The following is a 16,168-nucleotide window of genomic DNA, read 5'->3' as shown; positions in this document are numbered from 1 at the left end:
TTCGCTGGAATGCAATTACAGCATCTCTGGTCATTGGGCCAAAGTTCCCAGTGGGATTAGCATTCAAGTAGCCTAACTGCCGCAAACGCTGTTGTAACCTTGTCACGGCTGCACCAGTTTTACCTTGAGAGAGAACAGGATATTGACCACTTGACCGCAATCCAGTATTGGTATTCCTGCTAGAAGTTCTACTTTGACATGCTCGTTGCAAGGCTCTTTGAGTACTAGCACCCACAACACCATCAGCAGGGATTCTATTGGCTTGCTGGAATTTGATCACAGCATTCTGAGTCAAGCTAGCAAACTTGCCACTCACCGGGCCGTTAAAGTAGCCTAACTTTTTTAAACACCTTTGGCTACTGCTAACTTCAGCGCCATTACTTCCTATTTTCTGAAGTGCTAAAGCTTGCCCAGCGATACTCACAAGCCCCATAGTCAGTGCCATAGACAAAAAACGCATCACCGCACCGCTAGAAAACTTTTTCCAATTCAAAAATTTGAAATTAGCTACGGTAGGAACAACCTTGACGCTTTCGGATGCCTCGTAGACTGAGGCAAGCTTGGTTAAATAGCTATCTACCTCTGTTTTCACTTGCTTTTTTGAAGTTATGGCTAATACAAAATTATACCATTTGCTCTGTATTATATTTGTTTTTAGTATGATTATTTACAATAAATTCCCCAGACTGATATGATACGCAAGCTTCTGTAGGGGGAATAATAAGCAATGTAAAGCTTTGGAGGCTTGTTTTCTATTTGCCTGACAAAATTTTTGCTATACCCATTTGGGTTTCGAGCATGAGCAACGCAGACAAATAGTGGGTCTAGTCTTCCATTGAATTGCGAATAATATTCAACCTAATGCTCCACGGGATCTACGATATTCGTTTAACTTTATTCTCCGTTGCCATTGCCATACTTACGGCTTACACCACACTTGATCTAGCTATAAGAGTCACAGAGGCTAAATCGCAGTCAAGGTGGCGGTGGCTGCTAGGGGGAGCGATCGCAATGGGAATCGGCATTTGGGCAATGCATTTTATTGCTATGCTGGCGTTCAGTCTGCCGATTCCGATTGACTATGACTGGTTAACAGTTTTGATTTCGGTGCTACCTGCAATTTTGGCCTCTGGATTAGCCCTGTACCTAGTTAGCCAGCCAGAATTTGGTATTTTGCGGTTGTTGAGTGGTAGCCTCCTGATGGGCATAGGGATTAGTGCAATGCACTACATCGGTATGGCTGCGATTCGTTTACCAGCCAAAATGTCTTATGACTTGAGTGTGGTTGTACTCTCGATTGCGATCGCTATTCTGATCTCACTGGTTGCCCTCTGGCTGGGGTTTAACCTCAGAGCTAATAGTACAGTAACAGGACGCTTTTTGAGGATTGGCAGTGCTATTCTCATGGGTACTGCCATTCCCTCAATGCACTACACAGGCATGATGGCTACTCATTTTTCAGTCGTCGAATCGGTCGAGTTTTCGGCAGTTGATACCGCAGCAACCTATTGGATAGCTGCGATTATTGGCTTATTCACATTACTCCTTCTAGGATGGACGCTACTCACATCTTTTTTCAACGAACAATTGAGTGTTCAACTAGTCAAAACAGCTGATCTCAAAGAAAACGAAGAACGTCTCAAACAAGCCTTACAAAACCAAGAAGCACTAGCTGCTCTAGCTAAGTCTCGGTCTGAAGAATTAGAGACAGCTATGTTGGCACTTCAGAAAGCTCAATTGCAATTTCTTCAAACAGAAAAAATGTCTTCTTTAGGACAAATGGTAGCGGGAGTTGCTCATGAGATTAACAATCCTGCTAACTTCATTTATGGAAACCTGTTTCATACGGAAACTTATCTGCGGGAACTTTTAGAATTAATCAACACTTATCAGCAACATTATCCGGAACCAGAGCTTGCGGTTCAAGCGAAATTAGAGTCTATTGATTTCCCATTCTTGCTAGAAGATTTACCTAAACTACTCAACTCAATGCAAGCTGGAGCAGAACGTATTAAGCATATTGTGGAATCCTTACGTAACTTCTCTCGTCTAGACGAGGCACAATTGAAAGCTGTGGATATCCACGAAGGGCTTAATTCGACACTGCTGATTCTTCAGAACCGTATTAGTTACCCACCGAACAATCGCCCAGAAATTATTGTAATTAAAGAATATGGTAATTTACCCTTAGTAAATTGCTATCCAGGACAGTTAAACCAAGTATTTTTCAACATCATTACAAATGCTATTGATGTGTTAGAAGAAAAGCTGAGTAGCTTAAAATCAAAGTCCAGTTTTACACCTTTAATTCGGATTAAAACAACCGTTTATCAAATTGGTTGGGTCAACATTCAGATTTTAGATAATGGTTCTGGCATTAGTGAAGATGTACAAAATAAAATCTATGATCCCTTTTTCACAACTAAACCAGTTGGACAAGGAACTGGATTGGGGTTATCAATTAGCTATCAGATTGTCGTTAAAACACATGGTGGTAAGCTCAACTGTATTTCTGCCAAGGGGCAAGAAACTACTTTTAAAATTGAGCTTCCAATTGATACATTGATACATACTTCCTGTTTTCTAGGAAAGCAATCTCAAGTAGCTCCACATGTTATTGAGTAGATACATCTGATTTTCTGATTTTTTAAGCTATTGTTGATCAACTTTTTGAGTATTACCTGCTTTCACCCAACCTTCTTGTTCGCTACCTTCCAAACGAATCTTTTGCCAGGATTTATCTTGGTTTTCTTCCAAGATAATAATTTTTTGATTAAAAGCAACCCCACCAATCTTTTCAGCTTCTTGATTTGGTTGCGATCGCAAACTCAAGCCTTCAGCCCAACTAACACGCCCTCGGTAAGCTCCTGATGGCAATGGTTTTGGTGATGGGGTAGCTTTTGGTGATGCTGTGGAAGTGGAGGTTGGGTTTGGAGACGATTGAGCCTTTGTCCCAGGTGTAAGAGTGGGTTTAGCTCCTCCAGGCTCAGTTGCTTTGGGAGCTTGGGCTTTCACCGAGGGACTATCATTAGAAAAAACGGGTTTGGCAGGGGGTATACCTGTGCGATTCATGAAATAGAGTCCAATTGCAACGCCGCCACCTATTAGCACAGCGATCGCTAAGAAAAACCCAAGTATAAACTTTATAAAGCCAGACAACATAGTTAAAACCTGATCACCAGTGGTCAATAGTCAATAGTAATTCATGATTAACTGTTGACTATTGACTAGTAATTATTAACTAACCAATTATTGTAGCTACTGCTGAATGCGTTCACGTAGTGCGCCGGAGGCGTTCGCTTAAAGGATTGTGTTTAGATGCTAAACGCGCTCTCCCAGCAGCAGCCCATTCTTGGAGTTGCTGAATTTGCTCTACAGCAGTTCGCGCCAAGGGGATGATCTGACTGGCTGCTTCTAAAATATCATCAGTAGCAAAGTCGCGGTTTTGGCTAAATCCAATGTGCATTGCTTCAATTAAAGTTTGTTCAATCTCTGCCCCAGAAAAATCGGGCGTTTCATAAGCTAACCTGTCGATGTCATAACTTTTTAAGTTATGCGGGCGCAATCGGGATAAATGAACATCATAAATTGCTTTTCTCTCTTCTTGGGTGGGCAAACCCACAAAGAAAATTTCATCAAATCGCCCCTTACGAAGCATTTCCGGCGGTAAAGCTTGGATGTCGTTGGCGGTGGCGACGACAAAAACGGGTGAGCTTTTTTCGGCTAGCCAGGTAATAAAAGTGCCAAACACACGGCTGGCTGTTCCTGCATCACCTTTGCTACCAAGTCCGGCAAAGGCTTTATCTATTTCATCAATCCACAAAATACAGGGAGCGAGGGCTTCAGCTACTTGGATCATTTGCCGAGTCCGAGATTCTGATTCACCCACCAAGCCACCAAATAACCTTCCCACATCCAAACGTAGCAAGGGTAAATGCCAGTGATGAGCGATCGCTTTTGCCGTTAACGATTTACCAGTTCCCTGAATACCCACTAACATTAAACCACGAGGGTGCGGTAATCCGTACTGTCGCGCCTTATCAGTAAATGAACCTCCCCGGCGAATCAGCCAGTCTTTCAAGTTATCTAGTCCGCCGATATCAGAAATTTGCTCAGTGGCGGGGTAGAAGTCCAGGATTTGGGTTTGACGGATAGTTTGGCGCTTTTCTTCCAAAACTAGATCCACGTCTTCTGGTTGCAATTCACCGTGGGTAGCGATCGCTTTTGCCAAAACCCGGCGAATCCGTTCCATTGAAAGCCCTTGACAAGAGCGCACCAAATCATCTAAAACTTTGCCATAAAGTGAGTTACTAGTACTTTGTAGTAAGCGTTCCACCTCAGTTTTAATTTCTGGGGCGGCGGGTAAGGGAAACTCGACGACTGTCAGCACTTCGGTTAAGTCATCAGGAATGGCGATGCGTGGCGACAATAGGACAATATTTTTTGGTTGCGACTTGAGAAGTCTGGACAGGTTGCGGAGTTTGCGGGCGATCGCTACGTCATCTAAAAAGCGATGATAATCTCGGAGAATCAATACCGCAGGTGCGGAAGCTGGTAATTTTTCGATAAATTCTAAAGCTTGTAACGGGTTACGTCGCCCAAACCCGACATCATTGGGGTTTCCTTGGTAGCCATCGACAAAATCCCAAGTATACACTGGGCGATTACCCTGGTTGCTTGCTTCTTCACGGATAGCTGCTTCTACCCGTTCTTCCTCATAAGTGGGAATATAAATTAAAGGGTAGCGGGCGCGTAGCAGCAGTTTAAACTCTTCACGGAAGTTCATATTTGGCTATCGTTATTAGTTCTTCTCTCATTGTTCAGGTTTGTATCACCTCTAACAACTAAAAAACCAACATCGACCAGTTCATAAGCGGTTGCGAGTGCGATCGCTCGATGTAAGATATTCCTCAAGGGTGAGCGATCACTCTTTTGTGGTGAGTATAGTTAAATGATCTGTCAGGATAATCAGGTGCTTAAAACTACTCAATTTTTTACAGACTCTTGCCAGAAAATGCTTAAAAATTGGATGTAAACATTGTTTATCGTTAGCAAATTCAGCCTAATTTCGCTAAATAAAATTTATAAATATTGACTATTCTAAGAGTTAAGGAAAATATATGTCTAAATGTTACATCTGTGAATACGAAATTAGTTCAGACAATATTTACAAAGAACATATAATACTCAATTCCATAGGAGGCAGGCTCAAATCATCATCTTTGATTTGTAACAAATGTGGCCCGCACTTGGATGGCATAGATGCTGCTCTTGGTAAGCAGCTAAATATTATAGGTTTAATTCTTGATATCAAGCGCGATAGAGGTAAGAATCCGCACACCAAAGCAGAAATAATTAGCACATCTGAAAAAGTTTTTCTACTTCATGGCGGCAAAATAGCACGAATAGAACCAAACATTGATGTGAGAGTCGATGGAGATAATGTCTATCTTTCTGTGTCTACTAGAGATGAAAATCAGATGAAAGTGGCGCTTAACGGGCTTAAACGTAATCACCCCTGGATTGACGTTCAAGAACTTATGAGTAATGCAATCAAGCGACAAGAATTCATTGATAGTCCTATTAAGTATCAACTCACCTTTGGAGGAGATGAAGCATTTCGAGCTATCTGTAAAATGGCAACCAGTTTCTATATTTACAAAGGAGGAGAGCGAAATCACATATCGCACTTAATTCCTTATATAAAAGATGGTCAGCTAAATAATACTGTTTGGCACTATTATCCAGAAACTATTACTAATTCCAATTCAGAAATTATAGAAGTTTTGCATACTTTATTTGTTGTAGGCAATCCTAGTGAAAAAATACTGTATGCTTATATTGAGTTTTTTAGTACCTTCAAATTTATAGTATTACTATCAGATACTTACACAGGGAAAGAATATAAAGAATTCTATTCTTTTGATATTATAGCTCAAAAAATTAGAGAAAAAGCTGTTAATATTAATCTCTCTAGAGATGAAGTTTTAAAAGTTATACAACTTCGAGAGAATAACTTACAGCAAATTCAGAATTCCTTAAGTTGCCTATTTAAGGTTATAAATGATAAGCAAATTTATCAAAGCTTCAGCAAGCAAGGTGAAAATGTTATAGAAAATTACTTCAAAGATATTCCAGAAAATACAGTTTTTACTAAAGAAATGGCATCAGAATTAGCTAAAGAATATACTGATAAAATTGCGGCTTTGCTGCACGACAAAAGATTTTTTAATCAGGAGTAGAGTTTATAAGGCGCGTTAGGTATTCTAGGCAACTCATACTTATAAATAGATAATTTATTGCGCCGTAATACAGCAAACGGCGCATTAAATATCTACCCCGGAAGTTGCTTTTTCAGGGCTTCCAGAGAAGCCCAACGGTTATCAACTGGAGTTTCAGAACTATCAGAAGTATCAGAACTATCAACAGTAGTACTTACAGGAATACCTGGACAATTCCTACTGCACAGCTGGCGCTGGGGAATTGCCAAGCACATCTGCTCATACAACCATTCGTTGGGATAAAAATAACCATCGGGCGGTAGGGTTTCCAGCAAATCTTCCATAGTCACTTCCCGCTCTAGGGGCAAGTCATTTGCCTGATTTGCAGTTTCGTCTAACCAGATGATTTCCTTTGTATTAAGCCCTAAACGTCGATTGTATTGCTGCAAACAGCGATTGCAGGTACAAGTAATAATTGTTTCTGCCTGAGCGGACACTTCCAGATAATTGCCATGATGCTGCACGCGCACATGACCGCGAACTGGTGTCAACGTTTCCAGACCAGGCAGAAATTCCTGAACCTGAACTTCCTCTGTCCGCTCCGGGGCTTTAGTTAGCTGCGGAATAAAAATTGCGTCCATAGGATTTGTGAGACATCCTCACTAAAAATTTATCTTCATTACCAGCAATAATACTGATACTACATCTTTAATTTTATCTCTTAAGAACAAGAGAAATTTTGAAAGAAATTATATTGTTAAGAGTTTCAATTAACTCCTAACTCCTAATTCCTAACTCCTAACTCCTTACTCCTTCCAACGAAGCTGGTCGCACAACCAGATGACGATGCGGCTCTTTACCGCGACTGAAGGTTTCTAAATCTCCAAACTCCTTCAAGAAGGTATGGATTTGACGCCTTTCAGCAGAACTGAGGGATTTGATTTCCACTTCTCTACCAGAAAAGCGCACTTCATCGGCTGCTGCTTCTGCTAATGCGCGAATTTCGGCTTCTCTTTTGACCCGGTAGCCATTTAACTCAATGGTGTAAGAGGCTTGTTCCTCCGGGGGTTGGCTCAGGTTTAAAACCGAATTTGCTAGATACTGAATCGCATCTAATACAGAACCATCAGCACCAGTTAATACCTGGATTTGTTCTGTCGTCAAATTAGTTTGGTCAATTGTTAACCAGTAGTTATCTGGTTCTGGAGAATCGCCGTCTTGAGATTGGGCAGTTTCTAAATGACCCTGAATTTCAGCAGGTGTTCCAGTGAGTTCCAGCAGGGTTTTTAACCACTGCTGACCTCGCTGCATGGGAATATTGCTCATGATCCCCCTGTCGCCTTTTTCTTGGCACTTTTTGGTTCAAATGGCAATGCCTTTTGTTCTGCAACTACTGCTTCTTTCTCCTGAGTTGCTACAATTTTTTGCAGTTCTTCTGGTAGAGGTTCGCGGGAGAGAAGATAAGTTTGTGCAGTTTGAAAAATATTACCAATCACCATATACATCAGCACCCCAGCTGGTAAGGGGAAGAACAAAAACATCCCAGAAAAAATAACTGGAGTGATTTTGTTAACTGTATCTTGCTGCGGATTGCCACCACTGGAATTTTGCCCAGAAAGCATTTGGCTAACATAAAGGCTGATTCCAAAGGAGACGATCATGGCGACAATATCCCAGTGGATTGTGCCATCTGGATCAGTTGCGCCAACCCTGCCTAAGGCATCAATAAATAGAAAACCTTTGTCTGCTGCTAGTCCAGGAATTGTTCCTTGAATAGTGACTTCTCCAGGCTGCAATGCTTCTACATTGCCTTGGGCATCAATTTTTACCCTATCTTCACCTTTGGTGACTTTCCAATCAGGAATGAGCTTATTTTCTGGGTGTTCTGCTAAGAGTACTTGAAATGGTTTGCCCTCAATGGTCTGATATTGGATCTTAGTTTGTTCTCCCACCGCTAGTTTGTTACCACTAGGAAGGATGGCAGCTACTTTAACGTGTTCTCCATCAGCAACGTAAATATTTTGAGGAGCAGTGGCAAAGGCTTGCGGTTGAATTTGTTCGATTTGTTCTGCGGGAAAGATTTGCAGGTTAACGCTGTAGTTCGCACTTGAAAAAGGCGAACCCCGCAAAGTGGCAAACAGCGCTAATAAGACCGGCATTTGCACTAGTAATGGAAAACAGCCTGCCAAGGGGTTGCCAAATTCTTTTTGAACATTGACCATTTCCTCCTGCTGCTTTTGCGGTTCATCCTTATAGCGCTCTTTGATTTCTGCCATCCGCTTCTGCATCAGAGGTTGTACAATTCGCATTTTCCGCATGTTGCGAATTGAGCCAGCACTCAGGGGATAGAGCGCGAAGCGGACTATCAGGGTCAAAGCAACGATCGCCAATCCGTAGCTAGGCACAATACCATAGAAGAAATCTATGATTGGCAGCATCACGTTGTTCGAGAGAAAGCCGATACCAAAATCCATTATTCTGAATTCAACCTGAGGTACTGTAAACTAACTGAATCTAATTTATCTAAATCATAAATTATGTGCGACTACCCTTCGCTACGGATAGCCGCACATCCAAAAAAAGGGAGTGGGGAGTGGGGAGTGGGGAGTGGTATGTAGTTTTTACTGGTAATGTAGGAAGTTCTGAATTTTGGATTTTATCTGAGGAAATTTTGCATTTAGTACTCCCTACTTCCGTTCGGCTACGCTCACGGCAAGCCTACTCCCTACTCTCATCACTTGTTAGCAGCAGCGCTATATTCGGGATTTTTTGCAGCAATTCTTTCGTTGATGTAGTCATAGACTTCCCGAAACTTGGGAATTGCCCGCAATTCGAGACGACTGCCGTTTTTTAGGGTTAGTACCATATCTCCCCACAAGCCAATGCCACGGGGGACTGTAACGACTTTGACAATTTCTGAGTAAATTATGTCAGTGCGATCGCGTCCCTGCCAACCTCCCGTCACGGTAATTCGGCGATCGGTGATGCGGAAACGCAGCCACAATGCTCTGACGATTGCCCCAACTGTTAATGGTATCCCGACAATGGTTAGCCCAATCAACAGGTTGACAATTAAATCCCCAATATGGGGGCCACCTTCATAATAAACATCTTCACGAATTCCCATCGAACACCTCAGCTTGTGCCAACAACTGCTCTAATTCTTGCAGAAATTGTGGGCTTACGCACTTAGATTCTGCTGTTGTGGGTTTGACAATGAACACTAGCCGCCATCCTGGTGATAATTTGGGCAGCAAGTTATATAAAGCAGAAGTAATTTGCCGTTTGATTCGGTTGCGAACCACTGCCCTTTTGCTTACTTTTGTACTTATGGAAATGCCAATCCGCGTGCTAGCAAGATGTACTGAGTCAGTTGCTTGTGTTGTCTGGGTGGCAGTGGACAAAGAAGGTTTTGTTGAACATAACGGCTTTAAGGCTCTCAATGTTAAATAAGAGCCATGACGCCGAATCCCTTCCCGGAAAACTGCCTGGAAATCTTTGCGGGATTTTAGCCGATTTGCTTTAGGCAAAGCCACAGATGCTCTTTTAGCTTAGATACGCCCTAAACACTTAAACGGTGACGCCCCTTTCTTCTTCTAGCGCTAATCACGTTTCTGCCATCTGGTGTCCGCATTCTGGCGCGAAAACCAGAGGTTCTTTTTCTCTTACGGCTAGTGCCGCCTAGTGTTCTTTTCATACTCTTCTCCTTTTAGGTGATTTTTATAAAAACTCACAATCTCTAATTGTATTACGTTATTAGGGAATAGGGAATAGGGGATTGGCAAAGAGGAGGCAGAAGTTCTAAAATGTTTGAATTTTGAATTTTGAATTTTGAATTGATTTCTCCCTCATCTCCCCACTCCCCACTCCCCAAAGTTAATTGATGCTCAAAATCCATGTTCCCATGTAGCGCAATAGTGGCACATCGCCAGGGGAGAGAACTTGACAGCGAAAATAGTAAACTCCGCCGAAGGCTGGGTTTTTCACGTTAGATAAGACTACTTCAACTGCACTACCTGCTGGTACTGGCTCTTGGGGAAAAATATTAATCAGCTTACCTTCTTTGTCCCACTTCACCTCAGAAAGCGGAACTGCTTTGCCTTTGACTCGGACTTCAATTTTTCTCTGGTCAAAAGTTCCTTTGTAATAATCAGGGTAAGTAATGGCAAATTGACCAACAGCCAATTTCATTTTTTGGGCTGGAATCCTTAATATGTATCGATCCCAACCATTGGCTTGTCCACCAAAATCTAACCTAAAGGGCAGCTGATTTTCTTGTTTTACGCCACTAAATAGCGTAAATCCAGGTAAACTTTGTGCCCAAGTTAAGGCTGGTAATCCAGTAACCAGAAAGCTAGTAACGGCTAAAGCAGAAAGTAAACGTCGCATAATCAGGCTTCCTCTACCAAAATATAAATCTGTTATCTAAAATAACTGTCTGTTAGTATTCGTTACTAAACTTTACTACTGACTTCCTGACAATTGACGTTCAATAACAAAAAAAAGTGCCATCTTCACTGAGCTTTAGGCGACAGCAAAATTACTTAGTTATAAATTTATCATATACTTTATTTACTTCATTACCCTTACAGAGTGGTGATTTGATGATTAGGTTGGTCAAATTTTGAACTCAATATAAACACAGTCAGGATTGGGTTGTGTTTCAAAATATGTACAAGTGTATCTAAATTTGAGAATTTTGTTATAAAAATTGAGGCGTGCCATCAGCGATCGCTAGTTAAGTTGGGCTAAATTGATTAAAATAAGTTGGAATCAGAGTCGTAATTATTAAAATTTGATTGGGAAATTATAAAGCTTTCAAAATTTGGTCAATATTACTCTATAAGAAAGGAATACCAAAATTTCTCAATCCCGAAAATAAGCTGAAGATAAAGATGCAAAATTTGGGAATCAATTTAGGATGTGCAATACGTAACCCTGTTTGCAACTATCTGAGAATATGACATTTGCCAACGGCAAAGTCAGGCTTTGCCTGGACAGCGAAGAGTGGGAGAGGAAAGTTTCAAGGTTCAATCTACAAGTAAAATTCATGGGTGATGTTCCTGCCTAAGTACTATGAGTGCGGGACACGCCTCATCTAGACAATCGCTTACTTGGCAGAGATTAGGTATTTATCTTCAGGAGATTTCATGAGAATAGCAGTTGCTAAAGAAATTGAAGTTTGTGAACGTCGTGTGGCATTAATTCCTGACACCGTTGCTCGATTGGTAAAACAAGGTTTGGAAGTTTGGATAGAAACAGGTGCAGGAGAACGATCATTTTTCAGCGATTCTGACTATGAAGCCGCAGGAGCCACAATAATCAGCGATACTGCCAAACTATGGGGCGAAACAGATATTCTGCTGAAAGTCAGCCCCCCACAAGAACGAGAAGATGGACGCTCAGAAATTGACTTGTTAAAGGAAGGGGCTGTTTTAGTCAGTTTCCTCAATCCCTTGGGAAACCCCGTTGTAGCACAGCAACTAGCAAATCGTAAAGTCACAGCCTTGAGTATGGAGATGATTCCCCGTACTACCAGGGCGCAAAGTATGGATGCTTTGTCCTCGCAAGCTTCATTAGCAGGTTACAAGGCTGTATTAATTGCCGCAGCTGCATTACCGAAATACTTCCCGATGTTAACCACAGCCGCAGGTACGATCGCTCCAGCGAAAGTCTTTATTATGGGCGCTGGTGTAGCGGGATTGCAAGCGATCGCCACCGCCAGACGCTTGGGAGCAGTGGTAGAAGCCTTTGATATTCGTCCGGCCGTCAAAGAAGAAGTGCAAAGCTTAGGGGCAAAATTCGTTGAAGTCAAATTAGACGAAGAAACCGTCGCCGCAGGTGGCTACGCCAAGGAAATTTCTGAGGCTAGCAAACAACGTACCCAAGAAGTTGTCGCCGAACACGTCAAAAATTCTGATGTCGTGATTACCACCGCCCAAGTTCCAGGGAGACAAGCACCACGGCTGGTTACAGAAGATATGGTGGCACAAATGAAACCCGGTTCAGTGATTGTGGATTTGGCTGCCGATCAGGGTGGTAACTGCGCCTGCACAGAACCCGGTAAAGATATTGTGTGGAACGGCGTGACAATTATCGGCCCCATTAATCTCCCATCATCGATGCCAATTCACGCCAGCCAATTGTATGCCAAGAACGTAACATCGTTGATGCAATTGCTAATTAAAGACAAAGCTTTACAGGTAGACTTTAGCGACGACATCGTTGATGCAGCTTGCGTTACCCACGCTGGTGAAATTCGCAATCAACGAGTGCGGGATGCGCTACAAGCATCGAATACTCAACAACCGGCGGTTAATTAGGGACTGGGGACTAGGGACTGGGGATTAGGGACTAGGGAAGATTTTTCCCAATGCCCCATGTCTATTTACACAAGGAGTTTGATTTCATGACAGAGGCATTACTTGCTGCTTTGTTTGTATTTGTTTTGGCATCTTTTATCGGCTTTGAAGTTATCAACAAAATACCACCGACTCTACACACGCCTTTAATGTCAGGCTCAAACGCGATTTCTGGCATTTCGGTACTTGGGGCAATAGTGGCCTCAGGTGCTAGAGACACAAGTGTGTCAGTAATTCTCGGTTTAATTGCCGTAGTACTAGCTACAGTCAACGTTGTAGGTGGCTTTCTAGTCACAGATAGAATGCTGCAAATGTTCAAGAAGAAGGAGATTAAGGCGTGAGCGACTTTTTACCAACTGGCATTCAGCTGACATATTTAGTCGCTGCATCCTTATTCATTTTTGGTTTGAAAAAGCTGGGTTCACCAGCTACAGCGCGAAACGGTAATGTGGTTGCATCTGTGGGGATGCTGCTGGCAATTGTAGCGACAATGCTGGATCGGCATGTGTTGAACTACGAGATGATATTGTTGGCCTTGGCGATTGGATCGGGAATTGGGGCGATCGTTGCCTATAAAGTCCAAATGACGGAAATGCCCCAAATGGTGGGTTTACTCAACGGTTTAGGTGGTGCGGCTTCAGCATTAGTCGCCGTTGCCGAATTTTGGCGATTATTAGATTCTGGCGCACCCGTACCCCTAGATGTGAACATTTCCATGCTATTGGACGTGTTAATCGGTGGCGTTACCTTCACAGGTAGTTTTTTAGCCTTTGCTAAATTGCAAGGTTTAATTAGCGGTTCCCCGATTACATTTCCTTTCCAGCAGCCATTTAACCTGTTGCTTCTGGGTGCTTATTTGGTAGGTAGTGCCTATTTAATCATCACACCAGATAGCTTACCCATATTCTTGGGAGTGGTAGCTGTTTCCTTAGTGCTGGGTGTAATGTTCGTCATCCCCATTGGTGGCGGCGATATGCCAGTGGTAATCTCGCTGTTGAACTCCTTGTCAGGTGTGGCGGCGGCGGCGGCTGGTTTCGTGGTGATGAACAATATGTTAATCATCGCTGGGGCTTTGGTAGGAGCATCTGGCTTAATCCTCACCGAGATTATGTGTAAGGCGATGAACCGCTCTCTCTTCAGTGTGCTGTTCAGTGCTTTTGGTACAGGATCTACTTCTGGTGGTGGTGCTGCTGGTGGTGGTGCAACCGATCAAACTGTCCGCAGTATCGATCCCGAAGAAGGGGCGATGATGTTGGGTTATGCCCGTTCTGTGGTAATTGTGCCTGGTTATGGTATGGCAGTTGCCCAAGCGCAACATAGCGTCCGGGAATTGTCAGATCAGTTAGAAAAAATGGGCGTTGATGTCAAGTATGCCATTCACCCTGTTGCTGGGAGAATGCCGGGACACATGAATGTGTTGCTAGCAGAGGCAAATGTGGCTTATACCCAGTTGTACGACATGGATGATATTAATCCCCAGTTTGAACAAGCGGATGTAGCTTTGGTAATTGGGGCAAATGATGTGGTAAATCCGGCGGCGCGAAGTGATGTAAATAGCCCGATTTATGGTATGCCGATTTTGGAAGTAGATCGGGCGAAGCAGACGATTGTGATTAAGCGCGGGATGAGTACGGGTTTTGCCGGTGTAGATAATGAGTTGTTCTACAAGGATAAAACTACGATGCTTTTTGGTAGCGCTAAGGATATGGTGGCGAAGTTGGTTTCGGAAGTGAAGCAACTTTAAGAGAAACGAACCGCGAAGGGCGCAAAGGGCGCGAAGTAAAGAAAGAATGTAGAGACTTTGCTTGCTTTGAGAGCTTGATGTTCCTGAAGCAAGTTTTTTTGTTTTGTTGGTAAATATAAATAGGCAGATTGGATTGAAAAATTTCTTATTAAGAAATAAATTAAAATAACTTAAATGGAAATTGCCAAGATTTTTCTACCTCTTGAAGTTTCCAATAAGGGGTATAATACATCACCATTTATTTTAATTCAAGTTTAGGTAGTAGATATTGGTAAATAAACAATTGATTAACTACGGATAGAATAAGTTTAATATCTAGTTTTAATAGATTTGGTATTAAATCAATAAAATCTTCTTGTGTAAAATTTGCTTTATAATCACGTTTAAGAATAAGATTATAAATTTTAGAGGTTCTAAGCTTTTTCGCTTGATAAAGAACAGGACTATAATAGACATTTATAATTGCTTTAATAGGAATGTTTTCTCTATAATTTTGTTCTGCATATTTTTGTGTCTCTCTTTGAGCGAATAATCTACCCTTAAAAATAATAAATTCCTGGGAATATTCTGTAAATTTTAATTCGGCTTTTGGTTCTAAATTATCAAATTTAGTTGAACTTCGATTTAACCAACAAGATTGCCAAATTTTATACTTCCTTTTTAAGGAGTATATCTTGACTTCAATCTTAATATCAACAGCTTTTTTATCACTTATATTAATGACTTTATAATTAGGGTAGATAGGAAATAGTTTGTTCTGGTCTCTAAATGTTGGTAATTCTAATTCTGTTTTTAATACAGGATAATTTAATGAAGCAAATTTTTTCTCTGTATTCCAATAGTTCCATAAGGTAAATAGTAAAGCTAAAGCACTTATATAGTCTCTAAGCTCTAAATTTTTAAATAAATAAATGATATAGATAAAATTTTGAGGCATGTTTCAAGCCAATAGTACAAGCTACACTACTCATTTTTCCTACAGACTAAAGTCTGTTACGTAAGCGCAACTACCTGCATTGCATGATTGTAACTTCTGTTGAAAGTTTTCTCCTAACATAAGGTAAACTGGAAAATCCTGCCCACTGCTAGCGTTATAGACTACTATTAAATGAGTTGCATTTATCCTTTGTCCTTCTGAAATCCAGTCAGGAATATGATTTTGATTTACTTTCATCTTTATTGAAATTGTAATTTGAGTGTACTTGTACTACAAAAAATATACAGAAAAAAGTAATCTGTCAAGTAAGATAATAGACAAATATAAACCTAATCGCGTGATTCTAATCCGAAAACAAAAAGCGATCGCCCTCTCCTTCCTGTGTGTACTCTGTGCCTCTGCGGTTCGTTAAAAAAGCGTAGGCGAAGCCCGCTGAAGGCATCGCCTGCAAAATCTTCACCGTGGAATCGCTCTCTTCCTCCTCTGTATTCTCTGCGCCTCTGTGGTTCGTTAAAAAAAGCGATCACCTGCAAAATCTTCAGCGTGCGATCACTCTCTTCCTCTGTGTCCTCTGCGGTTTGTTAAAAAGAGCGATCGCCTGCAAAATCTCCAGCGTGCAATTACTCCCCTTCTTCCTCTGTGTTCTCTGCGCCTCTGTAGTTCGTTAAAAAGAGCGATCGCACCTCCAAATCTCCACTAAATGATTCTAAATTGACAATCAGCAAGATAGAAGATATTATAGTAATTAGGCACAGCCTGGGGGTAGTCGTATGACTGCCGCATCATAAACCGCTAATAAGGCGGTTTTGTTGTTTTTAGGGGTTGTCAAAGCAATAGTACTTAATTCCTAAAGGATTCGTAACAAGTTAAGGATTTTTGCAGTCTGTCAATAGTCAAAGAGCGG

At 41.7% G+C, this 16,168-nt stretch carries 17 protein-coding genes; 6 read left to right on the top strand and 11 right to left on the bottom strand.

Annotation, left to right across the window (positions count from 1 at the left end; translation table 11 throughout):
• The coding region (locus ACFFAP_RS00085; RefSeq protein ID WP_375509360.1) for a peptidoglycan-binding protein at positions 1-592 on the bottom strand (592 nt) is incomplete at its 3' end.
• A gap of 269 nt (positions 593-861) precedes the next feature.
• On the opposite strand from ACFFAP_RS00085, the gene ACFFAP_RS00080 reads away from it, so the two are divergent.
• On the top strand, positions 862-2,625 hold the full coding sequence (locus tag ACFFAP_RS00080; protein WP_375509306.1) for an MHYT domain-containing protein: 1,764 nt from the start codon (positions 862-864) through the stop codon (positions 2,623-2,625).
• A gap of 27 nt (positions 2,626-2,652) precedes the next feature.
• On the opposite strand, the gene ACFFAP_RS00075 is transcribed toward ACFFAP_RS00080, so the two are convergent.
• Positions 2,653-3,162 (bottom strand): SH3 domain-containing protein, encoded by a 510-nt coding sequence (locus tag ACFFAP_RS00075; RefSeq protein ID WP_375509305.1) that lies wholly within the window; start codon positions 3,160-3,162, stop codon positions 2,653-2,655.
• 112 nt (positions 3,163-3,274) lie between these two features.
• Positions 3,275-4,786: an AAA family ATPase gene (locus ACFFAP_RS00070; RefSeq protein ID WP_375509304.1), complete on the bottom strand. Its 1,512-nt coding sequence runs from the start codon at positions 4,784-4,786 to the stop codon at positions 3,275-3,277.
• 334 nt (positions 4,787-5,120) lie between these two features.
• Between ACFFAP_RS00070 and ACFFAP_RS00065 the strand changes: the two genes are divergently transcribed.
• Positions 5,121-6,242, top strand: a complete 1,122-nt coding sequence (locus ACFFAP_RS00065) for an HNH endonuclease (protein WP_375509303.1) — start codon at positions 5,121-5,123, stop codon at positions 6,240-6,242.
• Positions 6,243-6,334: 92 nt separating this feature from the next.
• Here the strand turns inward: ACFFAP_RS00065 and ACFFAP_RS00060 are convergent, their stop codons facing one another.
• From ACFFAP_RS00060 to ACFFAP_RS00030, 7 genes are all read right to left on the bottom strand, one after another.
• On the bottom strand, positions 6,335-6,862 hold the full coding sequence (locus tag ACFFAP_RS00060) for a DUF177 domain-containing protein (protein WP_375509302.1): 528 nt from the start codon (positions 6,860-6,862) through the stop codon (positions 6,335-6,337).
• Between the two features lie 157 nt (positions 6,863-7,019).
• Positions 7,020-7,547, bottom strand: coding sequence for a protein jag (locus tag ACFFAP_RS00055; RefSeq protein ID WP_375509301.1), 528 nt, complete (start codon positions 7,545-7,547; stop codon positions 7,020-7,022).
• Positions 7,544-8,695 (bottom strand): membrane protein insertase YidC, encoded by a 1,152-nt coding sequence (gene yidC / locus ACFFAP_RS00050; protein WP_375509300.1) that lies wholly within the window; start codon positions 8,693-8,695, stop codon positions 7,544-7,546. Before yidC ends, ACFFAP_RS00055 begins: the two co-directional genes overlap by 4 nt.
• A 260-nt stretch (positions 8,696-8,955) precedes the next feature.
• A complete protein-coding gene (locus tag ACFFAP_RS00045) occupies positions 8,956-9,348 on the bottom strand; it encodes a PH domain-containing protein (RefSeq protein ID WP_118166668.1) in 393 nt (130 codons plus the stop codon).
• Positions 9,335-9,757, bottom strand: a complete 423-nt coding sequence (rnpA, locus tag ACFFAP_RS00040) for a ribonuclease P protein component (RefSeq protein WP_375509299.1) — start codon at positions 9,755-9,757, stop codon at positions 9,335-9,337. The genes ACFFAP_RS00045 and rnpA overlap by 14 nt, the downstream gene beginning before the upstream one ends.
• Positions 9,758-9,783: 26 nt before the next feature.
• Positions 9,784-9,918, bottom strand: a complete 135-nt coding sequence (rpmH, locus tag ACFFAP_RS00035) for a 50S ribosomal protein L34 (protein ID WP_094327629.1) — start codon at positions 9,916-9,918, stop codon at positions 9,784-9,786.
• 179 nt (positions 9,919-10,097) lie between these two features.
• Positions 10,098-10,610 carry a DUF2808 domain-containing protein gene (locus ACFFAP_RS00030; RefSeq protein WP_375509298.1) on the bottom strand — a complete coding sequence of 171 codons (513 nt, stop codon included), beginning with the start codon at positions 10,608-10,610 and terminating at the stop codon, positions 10,098-10,100.
• 761 nt (positions 10,611-11,371) lie between these two features.
• On the opposite strand from ACFFAP_RS00030, the gene ACFFAP_RS00025 reads away from it, so the two are divergent.
• The 3 genes from ACFFAP_RS00025 to ACFFAP_RS00015 all read left to right on the top strand — a co-directional run bounded on the left by ACFFAP_RS00025 (position 11,372) and on the right by ACFFAP_RS00015 (position 14,327).
• The gene (locus ACFFAP_RS00025) at positions 11,372-12,544 is read left to right on the top strand and encodes a Re/Si-specific NAD(P)(+) transhydrogenase subunit alpha (RefSeq protein ID WP_375509297.1); all 1,173 of its coding nucleotides are present in this window, start codon (positions 11,372-11,374) and stop codon (positions 12,542-12,544) included.
• 86 nt (positions 12,545-12,630) lie between these two features.
• Positions 12,631-12,924, top strand: coding sequence for an NAD(P) transhydrogenase subunit alpha (locus tag ACFFAP_RS00020; RefSeq protein WP_322710495.1), 294 nt, complete (start codon positions 12,631-12,633; stop codon positions 12,922-12,924).
• Positions 12,921-14,327, top strand: a complete 1,407-nt coding sequence (locus ACFFAP_RS00015) for an NAD(P)(+) transhydrogenase (Re/Si-specific) subunit beta (protein ID WP_375509296.1) — start codon at positions 12,921-12,923, stop codon at positions 14,325-14,327. Before ACFFAP_RS00020 ends, ACFFAP_RS00015 begins: the two co-directional genes overlap by 4 nt.
• Before the next feature lie 238 nt (positions 14,328-14,565).
• Here the strand turns inward: ACFFAP_RS00015 and ACFFAP_RS00010 are convergent, their stop codons facing one another.
• Positions 14,566-15,264 (bottom strand): hypothetical protein, encoded by a 699-nt coding sequence (locus tag ACFFAP_RS00010; RefSeq protein WP_375509295.1) that lies wholly within the window; start codon positions 15,262-15,264, stop codon positions 14,566-14,568.
• Between the two features lie 461 nt (positions 15,265-15,725).
• On the opposite strand from ACFFAP_RS00010, the gene ACFFAP_RS00005 reads away from it, so the two are divergent.
• Positions 15,726-15,932, top strand: coding sequence for a hypothetical protein (locus ACFFAP_RS00005; RefSeq protein WP_375509294.1), 207 nt, complete (start codon positions 15,726-15,728; stop codon positions 15,930-15,932).
• Positions 15,933-16,168 lie beyond the last annotated feature (236 nt).

Source organism: uncultured Nostoc sp., from assembly GCF_964245575.1.
Classification (GTDB): Bacteria; Cyanobacteriota; Cyanobacteriia; order Cyanobacteriales; family Nostocaceae; genus Nostoc.
Note: the sequence above shows the minus strand (reverse complement) of the source record. Positions and strands in the feature narration are given on the sequence as shown.